Origin of the sequence: Verrucosispora sp. WMMA2121, from assembly GCF_027460185.1 — a bacterium.
GTDB classification, from domain to species: Bacteria; Actinomycetota; Actinomycetes; order Mycobacteriales; family Micromonosporaceae; genus Micromonospora; species Micromonospora palythoicola.
Map to the genome: position 1 here is coordinate 1150508 of NZ_JAPZBH010000006.1, position 14599 is coordinate 1165106.

The 14599-nt window shown below is 72.1% G+C and carries 13 protein-coding genes; 6 read left to right on the forward strand and 7 right to left on the reverse strand.

The window, feature by feature from the left end; all coding sequences use genetic code 11:
- Positions 1–38: 38 nt before the first annotated feature.
- A complete protein-coding gene (locus O7605_RS14240; RefSeq protein ID WP_269739629.1) occupies positions 39–827 on the forward strand; it encodes a D-Ala-D-Ala carboxypeptidase family metallohydrolase in 789 nt (262 codons plus the stop codon).
- A 91-nt stretch (positions 828–918) separates the two neighbouring features.
- On the opposite strand, the gene O7605_RS14245 is transcribed toward O7605_RS14240, so the two are convergent.
- From O7605_RS14245 to O7605_RS14255, 3 genes are all read right to left on the reverse strand, one after another.
- On the reverse strand, positions 919–1452 hold the full coding sequence (locus O7605_RS14245) for a hypothetical protein (RefSeq protein ID WP_269739630.1): 534 nt from the start codon (positions 1450–1452) through the stop codon (positions 919–921).
- A gap of 91 nt (positions 1453–1543) precedes the next feature.
- Positions 1544–2302, reverse strand: coding sequence for a response regulator (locus O7605_RS14250; protein ID WP_443083926.1), 759 nt, complete (start codon positions 2300–2302; stop codon positions 1544–1546).
- Positions 2278–3519: a sensor histidine kinase gene (locus O7605_RS14255; RefSeq protein WP_269739631.1), complete on the reverse strand. Its 1242-nt coding sequence runs from the start codon at positions 3517–3519 to the stop codon at positions 2278–2280. The genes O7605_RS14250 and O7605_RS14255 overlap by 25 nt, the downstream gene beginning before the upstream one ends.
- A gap of 133 nt (positions 3520–3652) precedes the next feature.
- Here O7605_RS14255 and O7605_RS14260 point away from each other — a divergent pair, with 133 nt between their 5' ends.
- From O7605_RS14260 to O7605_RS14270, 3 genes are read left to right on the forward strand one after another with little or no spacing between them, the layout of a single operon-like run.
- Positions 3653–4585, forward strand: a complete 933-nt coding sequence (locus tag O7605_RS14260; protein ID WP_269739632.1) for an ABC transporter ATP-binding protein — start codon at positions 3653–3655, stop codon at positions 4583–4585.
- Positions 4582–5370: an ABC transporter permease gene (locus O7605_RS14265; protein ID WP_269739633.1), complete on the forward strand. Its 789-nt coding sequence runs from the start codon at positions 4582–4584 to the stop codon at positions 5368–5370. Before O7605_RS14260 ends, O7605_RS14265 begins: the two co-directional genes overlap by 4 nt.
- Positions 5367–6068: a YqeB family protein gene (locus O7605_RS14270; RefSeq protein WP_269739634.1), complete on the forward strand. Its 702-nt coding sequence runs from the start codon at positions 5367–5369 to the stop codon at positions 6066–6068. Before O7605_RS14265 ends, O7605_RS14270 begins: the two co-directional genes overlap by 4 nt.
- A gap of 53 nt (positions 6069–6121) precedes the next feature.
- On the opposite strand, the gene O7605_RS32115 is transcribed toward O7605_RS14270, so the two are convergent.
- The 3 genes from O7605_RS32115 to O7605_RS14285 form a co-directional block, all read right to left on the reverse strand.
- Complete coding sequence (locus tag O7605_RS32115; RefSeq protein ID WP_269739635.1) at positions 6122–7747, reverse strand: M28 family metallopeptidase; 1626 nt, start codon at positions 7745–7747, stop codon at positions 6122–6124.
- A 169-nt stretch (positions 7748–7916) separates the two neighbouring features.
- Entirely contained in the window at positions 7917–9389 is a 1473-nt protein-coding gene (locus O7605_RS14280) for a serine hydrolase domain-containing protein (protein ID WP_269739636.1), read from the reverse strand.
- Between the two features lie 88 nt (positions 9390–9477).
- On the reverse strand, positions 9478–9981 hold the full coding sequence (locus O7605_RS14285; protein WP_269739637.1) for an ArsR/SmtB family transcription factor: 504 nt from the start codon (positions 9979–9981) through the stop codon (positions 9478–9480).
- Positions 9982–10081: 100 nt separating this feature from the next.
- On the opposite strand from O7605_RS14285, the gene O7605_RS14290 reads away from it, so the two are divergent.
- Together O7605_RS14290 and O7605_RS14295 are read left to right on the forward strand one after the other, a co-directional pair.
- Entirely contained in the window at positions 10082–11032 is a 951-nt protein-coding gene (locus O7605_RS14290) for a ParA family protein (RefSeq protein WP_269739638.1), read from the forward strand.
- On the forward strand, positions 11029–11259 hold the full coding sequence (locus O7605_RS14295; RefSeq protein ID WP_269739639.1) for a Rho termination factor N-terminal domain-containing protein: 231 nt from the start codon (positions 11029–11031) through the stop codon (positions 11257–11259). The genes O7605_RS14290 and O7605_RS14295 overlap by 4 nt, the downstream gene beginning before the upstream one ends.
- A gap of 11 nt (positions 11260–11270) precedes the next feature.
- On the opposite strand, the gene O7605_RS14300 is transcribed toward O7605_RS14295, so the two are convergent.
- Positions 11271–14453: an NACHT domain-containing protein gene (locus O7605_RS14300; RefSeq protein WP_269739640.1), complete on the reverse strand. Its 3183-nt coding sequence runs from the start codon at positions 14451–14453 to the stop codon at positions 11271–11273.
- Positions 14454–14599: the final 146 nt, after the last annotated feature.

Genomic DNA, 14599 nt, shown 5'->3' on the forward strand with positions numbered 1-14599 from the left:
GATGCCATCCCATTCACTCTCCTATCGGGAGGACTTCTGTGCGCGTACACACCTTGAAACGGGCAGTCGTCGCCCTCGCTCTGGCCCTGCCGGGCGCCGCGATCGCCTCGGTGGTCGCCGCGCCAGCGGCCCATGCCGACGGCTGCTACACCTGGAACCGCAACCTCTACCAGGGGCGTTCCGGCAGCGACGTGCGCGAGCTGCAACTACGGATAGCCGGCTGGGCCGGCAACAACAACGTCGTGGAACTCGACGGTCGGTTCGGCCCGAAGACCGCCGCCGCGGTTCGCCGCTTCCAGTCCGCGTACGGCCTCAAGGTCGACGGGGTCGCCGGGCCACAGACCTACCGGAAGCTGTACCAACTCCAGGACGACAACTGCACGCCCCGGCACTTCAGCTACACCGAGATGGACGACGGCTGCGGCGGCAGCGGGTGGGACGGTGGCCCGCTGAGCACCGGGCAGACCCGGCAGAACGCGCTGCGCACCATGTGGAAGCTGGAGGCGCTGCGCAAGAGCCTCGGCGACCAACCGCTGATCGTGACCAGCGGGTTCCGCAGCCGCACCTGCAACAACCGGGTGGGTGGGGCGTCGGACAGCCAGCACCTCTACGGCAACGCCGCCGACCTCATCTCCCGGGACAGGTCGCTGTGCCAGATCGCCCGCCAGGCGCGCAACCACGGCTTCAGCGGCATCATCGGGCCCGGCGTGTCCGGCCACAACACCCACGTCCACGTGGACTCGCGGCGGGAGAACAACCAGGACCGCAGCGCGAACAACACCTACTGGGCGGCACCCAGCTGCGGAATCCCCGCCGGGAACCGCTGATCGCACGGCGCATCGCGACGCCGGCCCGGGCGCGGGCGGGGAATGACCGCGCGCTCCGGGCCGGCGTCGTACCGCCGGCGGGCGAGCCCGCTCAGCTCGCCCGCGGCCAGCGCGGCGCGGTGGCGGGGGGTGCCACCGGCCGGCCGGAGCCGGGCGTCCGGACGCCACCGCGCGCGACCGGGGCGGCCACCCGGGGCGCGGGACCCCGAGCCGGGTAACCGGGGACGCGGTCGGGTCGCGCCGGATGACCGGCGGCCCGCGGCGGGTAACCGGCGGCCCGGTCGGTGCCCGCCGGACGCGCGGCGGGAGTACGTCCCGCCGACGGCCCGTTGATCAGGAACGGGAACGGCACGTGCACGAACGGATTGCCGTGCCGGATCAGGGCGTCGAGCTGTCGCTCGTTGAGCCCGTGGTTCAGCAGCACCTTCCGACCCCAACGATGCAGCCGGCAGGGGAACCGGGCACCGTCGTTGCGGCACAGCGCCCCGGTCGGCCACTCCTCGGCCGCGTGCACGACCACCGCCCGGACGGCCAGCCGGACGTCCTCGGGGGTCAACGGCGTCGGGACCGGCAACTCGCCCAGAATCTGATCGATGGGATCCGTCGACTGCTCATCAACTCGCACGGCAGACCTCCCGCAGCTCCGGTAGCGGTGCGCTTGAGCACCGCACCTCGAGCAGTGGTACGGCCACCGCGACGGGATGGTTCAAACGTTTTCAGACCAGCCCGGCGTCGTGGACGAGCAGGGCCACCTGCACCCGGTTGTTGAGTCCGAGCCGGGTCAGCAGCCGGGAGACGTACGCCTTGACGGTGGCCACGCTCATGAACAGCTCGGCGGCGATCTCGGCGTTGGTGCGCCCCCGACCGAGCGCCACGGCGACGGCGCGTTCCCGCTCGGTCAGGTCCTCGATCAGCCGGGCGGCCCGGTCCCGCCGTGGGTCGGCCGCCGGTCCGGCCGTGACGTGTTCGATCAGGGTCCGGGTGACCGTCGGCGACAGCGTCGCCTCGCCGGCCGCCACCCGGCGCACCGCCCGCACGATCTCCACCGGCGGGGTGTCCTTCAGCAGAAAGCCGCCGGCACCGGCGCGCAGCGCCCGCAGCACGTGCTCGTCGGCGTCGAACGTGGTCAGCACGAGCACCTCCGGCGGGTGGGGCAGCCCACGCAGCGCCTCGGTGGCGGCCAGCCCGTCCAACCGGGGCATCCGGATGTCCATCAGCACCACGTCCGGCCGGCACGCGGCGACGGCCTGGACGACCTCACTGCCGTCGGCCGCCTCGCCGACCACCTTCAGGTCGGGCGTACCACCGAGGATCATCGACAGCCCGGCGCGTACCAGCGCGTCGTCGTCCACGATCAGGATCCGCACTGTCTGCCCGCCGCCGGCAGCGGGCGCGTCGGCGGCAGCCGCCGACGCCGCGCCATCGCCCTCGGCGGCCGGCCCCGGGCCGGTCACGTCGCCGGCCACGGCAGCCACGCGGCCAACCGGAAGTCGCCCCGCTCGTCGCAGCCGTGCTCCAGCCGGCCGCCGGCCAGACTGACCCGCTCGGCGATGCCGACCAGGCCGGTGCCGGTGCCGGGGATGGTCGTCCGGGGCACCTCGCCCACCGGCCTGCGGTTGCGGATCTCCACCCGCAGCCCGTCACCCGGCGCCCCGTCGAGGCCGACGGTGACGGCGGCACCGTGGGCGTGCTTGCGGGCGTTGGTGAGCCCCTCCTGCACGATGCGGTAGGCGCTGCGCCCCACGGCCTCCGGTAGCCGGTCCGGCACGGCGACCTGTTCCCGCAGGTCGACGCGAGTTCCGGCGGCCCGGGACTCGGCGATCAGGGCGGGCAGGTCGTCGAGGGTCGGCTGGGGGCGTTCCGGGTCGTCGGGCAGCGCGGTCTCGGCGCGCAGCACGCCGATCACCGCGCGCAGGTCCTGAAGGGCGGCGTGTGCGCTGTCCCGGATCACCCCGGCCGCCCGGGCCACCTCCGGCGCAGGCGCGTCGGGGCGGAACTCCAGCGCCCCGGCGTGCAGGCTGAGCAGGGAGATCCGGTGGGCGAGCACGTCGTGCATCTCCCGGGCGATGCGGGTGCGCTCCAACTGCCGGGCCTGTGCGACCCGTAGCTGCTGCTCGGCCTCGGCCCGCTCGGCGCGCTCCCGCAACGACAGCACCAGTTGCCGGCGCGCCCGCACGAACATGCCCCAGGCCAGCACCAGCAGGGTGATCACCCCTCCCCAGAGGGTGGATATCCAGTACGAGCCGGAGGGGTCGGGACGCAGCAGGGCGAAGAGGAAATTGGTGACGAGCCCGGCACTGGTGACGGCCAGGGCGACTGCCGTCCGACGGTGCACCACCACCGTGAAGTAGATGATCACCAGGGCGATGCTGGAGGCGACGGAGAACATCGCCAACGGCAGCGTCGCCATGGCCACCCCCACCGGCCAGCGACGCCGCAACCAGAGTGCGGCCGTGCAGACCTGGCCGAAGAACGCGTCCGTGACGATCATCCAGTCGTGGGGCAACCGGTCGGCGAACGTCGGGTTCGGGGAGGCGGCGTCGAAGGTGGCCAGCACCACCCAGGCCAGAGAGATCAGGAAGGCGAGGCTGTCGACCAGCCAGTCGCGGGCGGTGCGCCGGGCACGGAGCGGCGCGGCGCCGAGCGACCCGGGCAGCAGACCCGGGTGCTCCAGTACGACGGCGCTGCTCACAGGCGCAATGGTAGGCAGCCGATCGGGCACCGGACCAGCTACCAAAGTCGAGACCTCGGCGTCGACCTTGGTCTGCGCGGACCAGACCGATGGCCGCTGCGGACGACCGACCGGCTCGGACAGGCTGGCAGCCATGATCGCCGTACACCAGCTCACCAAACGGTACGGGCGGCACACCGCCGTCGAGGACGTGTCGTTCCACTGCGAACCGGGCACCGTCACCGGCTTCCTGGGTCCGAACGGGGCCGGCAAGTCCACCACCATGCGCATGATCTGCGGGCTCACCCCACCGACCGCCGGTGCCGCCACCGTCGACGGTCGGCCGTACCGGCAACTGCCCAACCCGGGCCGTACGGTCGGGGTGCTGCTGGACGCCTCCGCCCAGCACGCCGGGCGGACCGGCCGGGAGGCACTGGCCGTGGCGGCGGCGACGATGGGCGTCGACCGGCGCCGGGTCGGCGAGCTGCTCGACCGCGTGGGGCTGGGCCCGACCGCCGCCCGACGCCGGGTGCGGGCGTACTCGCTGGGCATGCGCCAGCGGCTTGGCCTGGCACACGCGCTGCTCGGCGACCCCCGGGTGCTCGTCCTGGACGAGCCGGCCAACGGCCTCGACCCGGAAGGCATCTTCTGGATGCGCGGCCTGCTCCGGGACTTCGCCGACCGGGGCGGCACCGTGCTGCTCTCCTCCCACCTGCTGCGCGAGGTGGAGGCCGTCGCGGACCGGCTGGTGGTCATCGGGAGTGGCCGGATCGTGGCCCAGGGCGGCAAGGACGAGCTGCTGGCCGGTGCCGGCACCGTGGTGCGGGCCCGCGACGGCGCGGCGTTGCGGGCCGCGCTGCGGCGGGCCGGCCTGACGGTCAGCGAGGGCTCCGAGGGCCTGCTGGTCGGCGCCGACACCGACACGGTCGGCGAGATCGCCCGGACCGCCGGGGTCGCCCTCAGTGAGCTACGTCCGGCCGGCGGCGGTGGCCTGGAACAGCTGTTCCTCACCCTGACCGCCACCGCACCGGGCCCCGTCCCGCACTCCACCACCAGCACCGAACCGACCGGGGAGGTCGTCCGATGACCACCGTCAGCACCGCACCAGAGGTTGTCCCGGGTCACCGCTCGGCCGAACACCTACCGTCGCTGGCCCGGCTGACCGCCGTGGAGCTGCGCAAACTCGTCGACACCCGGGCCGGCCGCTGGTTGCTGATCACCATCGGTCTGGTCAGCGCCGTGATCGTCGCGCTCCTCCTGGTGTACGCCGAAGCGCCGGAACAGAACTTCGCGGTCTTCTTCACCACCGCCCTGCTGCCGGTCGGGGTACTGCTGCCGGTGCTCGGCATCCTGTCGATCACCAGTGAGTGGTCCCAGCGCACCGCGCTCACCACGTTCGCCCTGGTGCCGCGCCGGGAACGGGTGATCACCGCCAAGCTCGTCGCGGTGGTGCTGGCGGCGCTCGGGGCGGTGCTGAGCAGCCTGGCGTTCGCCGCCGTCGGCACGGCGATCGCCGGTGCCACGGGTGGCGCGGGCACCTGGCGGATCGAGGGAGCGCTGGTGGCGCACGCCGTGGTGTTCCAGGTGGCGAGCGTGCTGATGGGTGCGGGGTTCGGGCTGCTGCTGCTGAACACTCCGCTGGCCATTGTGAGCTACCTGGTGCTGCCGATCATCTGGTCGATCGTGGGAGAACTGGTCCGGCCGCTGAACCGCGCGGCCGAGTGGTTGGACACCGGGCGGACCATGGAACCGCTGTTCACGGCCGAGGTGACAGCCGGGCAGTGGCAGCGACTGGCGGTGTCACTGGTGCTGTGGTTGGTTGTGCCGGTGGTAGCCGGTACGGTCCGCACCATGCGGCGGGAGGTGGCGTGAGGGCGTACGGGTCGCCGACCGTGGTGAGCGGTGGCATCACCGAGCTGGTCGTGCTCTGGGGCGGGATCCCGTTGGTCGGCGGCGCGCTGGGTGGGTTGGTGGTGGCCGGGTCCGGCTGGGTGGCCGACCTGCCCTGGGCTCCGGTGCAGGGCCTGTTCCGAGCGCTCGACGGCCTGCCCGACACGTACTCGCTACCCGGTGGGGTGGGTGTCGGGATCCTGGTCGGGCTGGTGATCGCCGCCATCGGCACCGCCGAGCGGGTACGGGTGACCGTGTCCGGTGCCGAGGTCCGGCTGCGGGAAGGCAGCTCCGAACGGGAGATCGACCGGCGCGACACCCGGGCTGTCTACCTGGACGGCAAGCACCTGGTGCTGCTCGACGCGGACGACGCCGAGCTGGCCCGCCAGTCGGTCGACCTGCCGGCGAGGGAGCTGGCCGAAGCCTTCCGGGAGCACGGTTGGCCGTGGGCGGAGGCTGATCCGCACCGCGCGGCGTACCGGCTCTGGGTGCCCGACCTGCCCGGTTTGCCGGCGGGCGCGAACGCGCTGCTGCGCGCACGGCAGGAGGCGTTGAAGCACGACCGGGGCGGCGAGGCCAGGGAGCTGCGCGCCGAACTGTCCCGCTACGGCGTGGTGGTCCGCGACGACGGCAAACGACAACACTTCCGGCTGACCCGCCGAGCCGCACTGCCCGACTGACCGGGGCGGGCCGGACCCCGAGACCAGGTCCGGCCCGCCTGGCGCATGGTCGCCTACCTCCAGTGGTGGCCGTGGCCGTACTTGTGGCCATGACCGTGTTTGTGGCCGTGCCTGCCCTTGCCGGGCGTCGTCACGCCGTTCACCTTCGAGGTGTCGTACGCGAACGTGATCACGGCGGTGGCGATGGCGTCGGCGTTGACGTCGAGCGCGAAGACGTTCACGTTGCCCTGGAGCCGGTACTTCTTGCCCAACGCCTGGTAGATCGCCGCGTCAGCGCCGTCGGCGACCGGCGTGCGGCTGTCGCAGGCCTGGTGGTAGCAGGGGTCGTAGGAGACATCGGCCAGCCCGCCGAAGAGCGCGACCTCGGCCTCCGTCTTGACGCCCTCGGCACCGGTGAACAGGCCACCGGCCGGGATGTCGACACCGGCGGCGATGAACGGGCCGTAGTCCGAGCGACCGGTGAAGTCGGACGGCACGGTGGGCAACTTGCGGGAAGCGAAGAACTTCTCGAACACCTTCTCGATCTCCGCCGAACCTTCCGGACCCGGGCCGGAGCCCTGCTGGGCGGAGTCGTCGCCGTCGTACACCCCGAAGACGTAGTTCGGCGAACCGACCATGTCGAAGTTCAGGTAGAGGGCGATGTCGGCGACCTGCTGCTCGGTCAGGCTGTCCACGTAGTACTGCGAACCGACGAGGCCCGCCTCCTCCGCGCCCCACCAGGCGAAGCGGACAGCGTTCTTCGGCTTCACCTTGGCCATCTGCAGCGCCACCTCGAGCAGCGCCGCGCTGCCGGTGCCGTTGTCGTTGTAGCCCGGACCGGCCGGATCCGAGTCGAGGTGCGCTCCGGCCATGACCACGTTGTCGGTGCGCCCGTGCCGGGTCTGCGCGAAGACGTTCTCGGTACTGCGGATCTCCGACGTGGTGTCGGCCTCGATCCGTACCACCAGGCCGGCGGTGGCGGCGAACTGCTCACCGGTGTAGTAGGACACCGAGACGGTGGGGATGCCCACGGGTGCGCTGAGGGTGCCGGCGAACAGGTCGTAGCGGTCCGCGTTGGCCTCCGGCGTACCGTTGCCCTGGTTCATGATGATCGCGCCGATGGCGCCTGCCGCCTCCGCGTTCGCGGCCTTGACACCGAACCCGCAGGTGCCCCGCTGCATCAGCGCGACCTTGCCGGCCACGTCGACGGCGTCGAAGTCGCTGGCCTCACAGCCGGAGGACGAGGCGCGTGGTGGGTCGAGGGCGAGGTCGACCGGAACGACCGCCGCCTCCGCGATGCCCGCACCGGAGTAGTCCATCAGCTCGTAGTCGACGCCTTCGGTGTACGTGGCCGGGCTCGGTGTCACCTGGGCGAACGACGAGCCGAACTCCTCGTAGAACGCGAAGTCGAACTGCTGCCGGGTCACCTGGTAACCGGCCTTCTTCAACAGCTTGGCCACGTAGTCGGCGCTGGCGTCGTAGCCAGGGGTGCCGGAGGCGCGGGTGCCGGCGTTGGCGTCGGCGATGGCCTGGAACCTGTCGAGGTGCTTGAGCACCCCCTTGACCGTCACCGCCTTGGTCAACTTCTTGGCCGAGTTGTTGTTCGGGCTGGCCAGCGCCGGGCTTACCAGCGCGGTCGTGCCCAGGAGGGTGCCGGCCGCGATGGTGGCGAGCACTTTCCTGCCGGAGAAAGGCACCACGATGTGCCACGTCCTTCCTCTATGGATGTCCGGCTCCCCTACCCCCGTGCGCCGGACGTCCCGCCATCCTGATATATCTCGATGCCGTCGCACAGCGCCTGATCAGCCGGTACGCATCGACGTTCGGCCGCTACACCGATCGACGCGCACCCGCACCGCACCGCACCGCTCAGCGCACCAGGGCGACGGCGAGCGCCATGGCGACGACAAATGAGCCGGCCGTCGCCGCCACCCGCAGCCAGGGCCGCGTCGCCCCGTTGACCGGTAGGCCTCGCCAGCGTTGGACGGCCAGGGCCAGCCCGACGCCGGAGGCCACCAGCCCGAGCGGCCAGAGCCATCCGGGCACGGCCGACCAGTCACCGAGCTGGTGACCAAGAGCCGGGTAGACGATCGCCCAGACACCTCCCGACAGCACGGTGAGCCGGTCCGCCGCGGGGCGCAGCGCGGTGCCGATCAGTGAAAGGCCACCGATGAAGGTGAACAGCAGACCGATCCCGACTCCGATCCAGGTCGGCCGAGCCGGCGAGGCGGTGCCGGCCTCCTCACGGGGCACCCCGAGCAGCCGCAACCCGACGGGTTCCACTCCCCTGTCGGTGTTGCCGAGCACCACCACACCCCGCCCGGTGGCCCGGTCGAAGCCGACGTACGAGTAGAAGCCACCTGTGGCACCGTTGTGCCAGGTGATCTCCCGGTCGCCGTAGCGGGTGGTGAGCCAGCCGTACCCGATGCGGGTGCCGTCGGTGTGGTCGAAGCGCGGGTCGCGGGCATCGGCGCCGGGTGCGGTACCTGCGGCCGTGGCCGCGACGAGTCGCGCCAGGTCCTCCGCTGTGGACCAGTAACCCAGGCCTGCGGGGGCGTATCCGGTGCCGATCCACGGGTCGGGTGTGCGACCACTGCCGAGAGTGCCCTCCGCCCGCTCGGCGGGCAGCGCGTGCGCGCTGGTGACTCGGATGGTCGCGGTCATGCCCAGCGGGGTCAGCAGTTCCCGGTCGAGCAGCTCGGGATAGCCGGTGCCGGCGTCGGCCGCGAGAGCCTGGCCGAGCAGCGCCATGCCGAGATTCGAGTAGTGGACCTCGCCCCGGCCGTCGCCGGGTGTCTGGTCGTTCGCGGCGGCGCGGACCCGGTCGACGTCCTGCCCGGCGTACGGGTTGCCGGCCGCGTAGTTGGCCCAGATCGTGCGAGCCCAGTCGGTGACCGAGCTGAGCACGATCCGGGGCAGCCCGGCGCGGTGGCTGGCCAGCTCGGCCAGGGTCACCTCCCGGGCGGCACCGGTGATCGCCGGCCAGGTCGCGCCGAGAGTGTCGTCGGGGCGTACCGCCCCGACGCTGACCTGGTGGGCCAGCAGCATGCCGGTGAGCACCTTGGGCACCGATCCGGTCTCGAACGGCGTGTCCGGCCGGACCGGGTTGCCGGCGCGGTCCCGGTCACCGAGGCCGGCGGTGCGGATCCGCCCTCCGTCGATCAGGGCGACGGCGAGGCCACGGTAGCCGGCGGGGTCGGCCACGGCCGCCCGGGCGGCGGCGGCCACGTCGGCGTCGCCGGTCGTCTGGGCGGTCAGCCGGGGTTGCCGGGGCATGAGGCCGAGCCCGGCCAGACCGGCGACCATGCCGGCGACCAGGGCGATGACGGAGGTCTTGCGCATGACGTGCTCCTTCCGTGCCCTGCCGGATCGACGCGGGGCAGTCGTGCCGGCCACGGTGGTGGTCTCCTGCCGCGACGGTCGGTGGTGGTCAACGACCGGCGGCGGTGAGGATGGCCAGCAGCGGCACCACCCGCTCGGCGGGGATGGCGTACCGGCCCCGGCCGGCGCTGCGCAGCCAGCCGGCGGCGGTGAGCTGGCGCAGGTGGTGGTGCAGCTGGCCGGTGGTGCCCAGGTCCTCGATCCCGGCCAGCTCGGCGGTGCCCTGCCGGCCGCCGAGGATCTCCCGCAGCAGCCGCAGGCGTACCGGGTGGGCCAGCGCCGACAGGACGACCGGCAGGTCGGCCCAGTCGTCGGCCAGCAGGTCCTCGACGCCCCGCCCGTACTGCCAGTCGTAATGCTGCCCGCCGACCCGGACCGTGCCGGTGTAGAGCACGGCGCCGGCACCGTCGGTGGGCAGTCGCTGCTTGAGCCCGTCGAGCGCCCAGAAGACCCCCTCCGGCGGCGGAGCCGGACCCGCACCGCCGCCGAGCCGCTCGATCAGCTCGGCGACCTGAGTCTCCAGCGCCGCCAACCGTTCCTCCACGTCCGCCATAGCTCGAGAGTACGAACTTACGTACTTACGTGCAAGCCGAGGATGATCGACTTTTCGCCGGACGGACCGCTACCGTCAGTCGTCTTGGGGAGGTACGTCGATGTACGTCGTGTCCGTGATCAACTACAAGGGCGGGGTCGGCAAGACCACGGTGACCGCCAACCTCGGTGCCGAACTGGCCAACCGGGGGATGAAGGTGCTGCTCATCGACCTCGACCCACAGGCCAGCCTGACCTTCGGCTTCTACGACCCGGACGACTGGCGGGAGCGGCTGCGCGACACCCGGACGGTGAAACGCTGGTACGACGGCCTGCGCGAGGGCAGCCCGTCGGTCACGCTCAGTGAACTTGTGGTGTCACCCGGCCCGGCGAACTCCCGGCTCAGCGGTGCCGGCCGGCTCGACCTGATCGCGTCGCATCTGCAACTCGTGGACATCGACCTGGCCCTGGCCCGCAGCGTCGCCGGTGGCGAGGAGTACGACGCCGAACTGTTCCGGGTCCGCGGGTCACTCGCCGAAGGACTGCTCGCCGACGGGCTCGACCCGTACGACATGGTGCTGATCGACTGCCCGCCGAACTTCAACGTGGTCACCCAGTCGGCCATCATCGCCAGCGACCACCTGGTCATTCCGGCCCGGGCCGACTACCTGTCCACCCTGGGCATCGACTACCTGCACGGCAACGTGCGGGAACTGGTCGAGCAGTACAACTCCGACGCCCGCCGGTTCGCCACCGTACGCCGGCACCAGAAGGTCGCCCCCGACGTGGCCGGCGTGGTCTTCACGATGATCCAGTTGCTGTCCCAGCAACCCATCGCCACCCACCAGACCTACATGGACCAGGTCCGCAACCTGGGTCTGCCGGTCTTCCCCACCGCGCTGCGGGAGAACGTCACGCTCTACGCGACGAACACCCCGCGCGGCGTGCCGGTGGTGCTGCGCGACCGCGTCACGGTGCCCGCCGTACGCGACGAGCTGCGCCGCCTCGCCACCGAGTTCCTCGACCACCTCCAGCCGGACCGGCAGCCGCAGCGAAGCGGAGGGCCGGCATGAGCGAGCGACCGGACCTGACCGTCGCCGTCGACCGGCTGGCGACGATGGGCAGCCGCGCCGACGGTTCCGCGTACCTCTCTCCCTGGCCGCTGCGCGACCTGCGGGAGCTGGCCGCGCAGCTGGGGTTGCGCGGCGTCGGCGGGCTGCGCAAGGCGGACCTGGTCGAGCGGCTTGTCGAGCACACCATCGGCTACCGACTCGCCTCGACCGCGTTGCGTCGCCGCTGATCCGGCACAGCTCAGCCGCCGGTCCTCACCGCCTGCCGTGACCGACCGCTACCTCCGGTGGCCTGACGACCGATCACGGTCTGCTCGGCGGTGCGGGCAGTCGGTGCCCGGTCGAGCAGCGCCCGGTACGGATTGCGCAACGCCCGCTCCCGGTGGCGGGTCCAGCGCACCAGCACGACCATCGCGCCCACCAGAACCGCCGCCACCACGACCGTGAGCGTGACGCCCAGCCAACCGGTCACCGTGGCGAACGCGACAGGCGCACCCGCAACCATCAGCCCGACCCCGCTGATCATCAGGACGACGGCAGGCAGCCACAACAGGTCGTGGTCGGCCGGCATGAACAGTGCGACCACGAACGAGATAACCAGAAAAGCCGTACACACCAGCACGAGGGCCGCCAGATCCTCCTTCCCCCATCCCCCCTGGCGGCCGATCACCGTGCTGAACGAGCGAATGACGGCGATGCCGACCAGGACCACACCGGCCAGCGCCCCGAGCGTCACGGCGACGTTGCGCAGGAAGGTCAGGACCGTGGGCGCCTCGGGCCGCTCGTTGAGCGTCCGCCAGTCCCGCAGGTCGGCGTCGAGCACGCCACCTGTCCACAGTCGACTGGCCAACTCCGTCAACACCGGCATGGGCAGCCGGGTCAGCAACGCGGCCCGCCAACCGGACACCCGAGACCCCAACGCCTGCACCGCCAGGTCGCGCGCGGCCTCGGGCTCCCGCCGGGCCACCAGGTCGAGCATGTCGCGGATCTCGTACGCGCCGAAGGCTCCGGAGAGCAGCCGCTTGTAGCCGAGGCTGTGCGCCTTGCGATTGAGCTCATCGGTCAGTTCCTTCGACGCCTTGCCGGCGCTGACCGCATCGGGGCGCGCAACGAGGCCGATCGCGAGACGCACGTCGACGGTGCCGAGGTCACCCGGCGCGTCGTCGGTCGACTCCAGGATCAGCCAGCCGAGGCGCCCCATCGTCCGGGCCATCGGGGTGCCCGGCTCGAACGGTGCCCACAGCCAGTCGTACCACTCCGCGCCCGGCAGCCGTCCCGACCGCCGGCCGGTCAGCCGCGCCGCCTCGGCGGCCACGGACGCGGCCTCCGCCGCCGTGGGGTCGAAGGTGCGCAGTTCGTTCTCCACGTCGGGGGCGTCGACCAGGGTGGCCAGCCGCCATGCCGCGCGTACGGCAACCTGCCGGTCCCGGGCCCACAACTGTTCCGCCAGGGCCACCGCGGCGGCGGGAGTGCCGATGGCAGCCAGGTCGTCGACGGCAGCCACCGAGCCGGCGCCGGCCCGGGCGGCGAGGGTCGGAATGGCCAGTTCACCGGTGGCCCGCAGGGCGGCGCGGGCCGCCGGCACCCGCACCGCCATCTCGCTGAGCAACTCGATCGCCTCGCGGCGACGGGACTCCGCGAGGGCCACCACCGCGTCCTCGGCCACCGAGCCGCCGGAGCGAGCCTGCTGCGCCAGGCTGTCGAACAGTCGCTGACCGAACGGCCCCGAGTTACCGGACACCGCACCGAGCGCCGCCAGCACCAGATGCTTGTCCGCGGCCGGCGTACCGAGCAGCCGGACGTGACTGTCCACGATGGTCGCGGCGAGGCTCTCGTCGAGCTGTCGGGCCTCGGCGACGCACTCCAGGGCGAGCAGCCGGTCCCGGCCGTCACCGGCGAAGATCTGCCGGATCACGCCGGAGGCGTCGCGATTGGCCCCGGCGCACCAGAGTTTCACCGTCTCCCGCCACCGGCTCGGGTTCTCGCGGTAGAGCCCGAGCAGCCGGTCGGGATCGTCCGCGAGTTCCACCGCCGCCAGGTACTCCTGCAGGGTCAGGTGGGCGAACTCGTAGAGCAGGTTGTTGTCGTCGATGCGGATCAACAGCCCGCTGCGCTCCACGATCTCGTCGACCATGCGCGGCAGGTGCTCCTCGGCCAGCCGGAACCGGGGCAGGATGCGGGCGAGTTCGGCGTACACCTCCGCCTCGCCGATCACCCGGCGGTCGGTGCCCTGGGACCGGCCACCCTGGGCGGCCAGCGCGATCGCCCGCAGCGCCATGAGCTTGTGGCCGGCCTGGTAGCGGGCCAGGTTGCGGTGCCGGCCGAGATCCCGGTCCCGGCGCAGCAGGTGCTCGACGGCCTGCTGGTAGAACTCCGCCCGCGAGTTGGTCAACATCGGACCGGCACCGGCGTCCGCCTCGTACAGGGTGGTGATCATCGTGAGCATCAGCGGGCTGCGGGCCAGCCGCATCACCGTCGGGCTGGATCGCAGTTCCGCCAGGAGTTGCTCCACGACGTGCCGGGAGTCGGCCGACACCTCGTCGCGTTCCCGCCCCGGTGCGTGGTGCTCGGCATCCCCGCCGTCCCGCCGGGTGAACCAGAGCCGCAGGAAGTGCCGGATCCCGGCGTCGTCGAAGCCGGCCACCCGGATCTCCCGGTCGAAGACCGGCCGCAGGTCACCGTCGTAGACCGCGTCGCGGCAGGTGACCACGACCTGCGTCGTCGAATGGCGCTCGGCGAACTCCTTGATCTCGTCGGCGACCGCACCGCGTCGCTCGGTGACCACCTCGTCCAGCCCGTCGAGGAACACGCAGAGCTGGCCACTGGCCAACGCCACCTCGACGACCTGCGCCGCGTCGGCGACGAGCGGACGGGCGCGCCGATGCCGGCGGCGACCATCCGGGTCGTCGTCGAGCCGGCCGAGCGCCTCCGTGATGAGCTGCCGGATCGGGCGGCCGTCCCGGTTGGACCGGGCAAGCTCCACAAGCACCGGTACGCGCTCGAACCGCTCGGGCGCCGCCGCCCAGCGCACCATCGAGTGCCGCAGCAGCATCGACTTGCCCGCTCCCGCCGCGCCGAGGATCACCGTACGCCGCCGGTCCCGCACGTCGCGGTAGACGTCGACGCGCCTGCCGTCCTGCTCGTACTCGAGCGGCACGTACACCTCGTCCAGCGTGACCGAGACGTCCCGCACGAAGCCGAGTTCCATCCGGTTGTAGGTGCGCGCGACCCAGGCACGGTAGCGGCGCCACTCGTCCGCCCGGATGCCGCGCCGTCGGCCGGCGACGAGTCCCCACAGTCGGGCCAGCTGGGCTTTGATCCAGTCGGCGAAGAACTGCTGGATCACCGCGACGAGCAGCGCCAACAGGAAGACCCCGACTGCCCGGTAGTCCACACCGAAAGGCAGGTCCGGTAGCTGCGGCACTGGTGAATCCTCCACTGTGTGACGTCGGACAGGAACACACCGTATGGGTGGCGCCGTCCGGGCGCACCGGGCTCAGGTGTCAGCGTCGATGGACCTTCGGACGAGCGGACCGGGTCAAGGGGTTGACCTCGAGTGCGCTCGAAGAC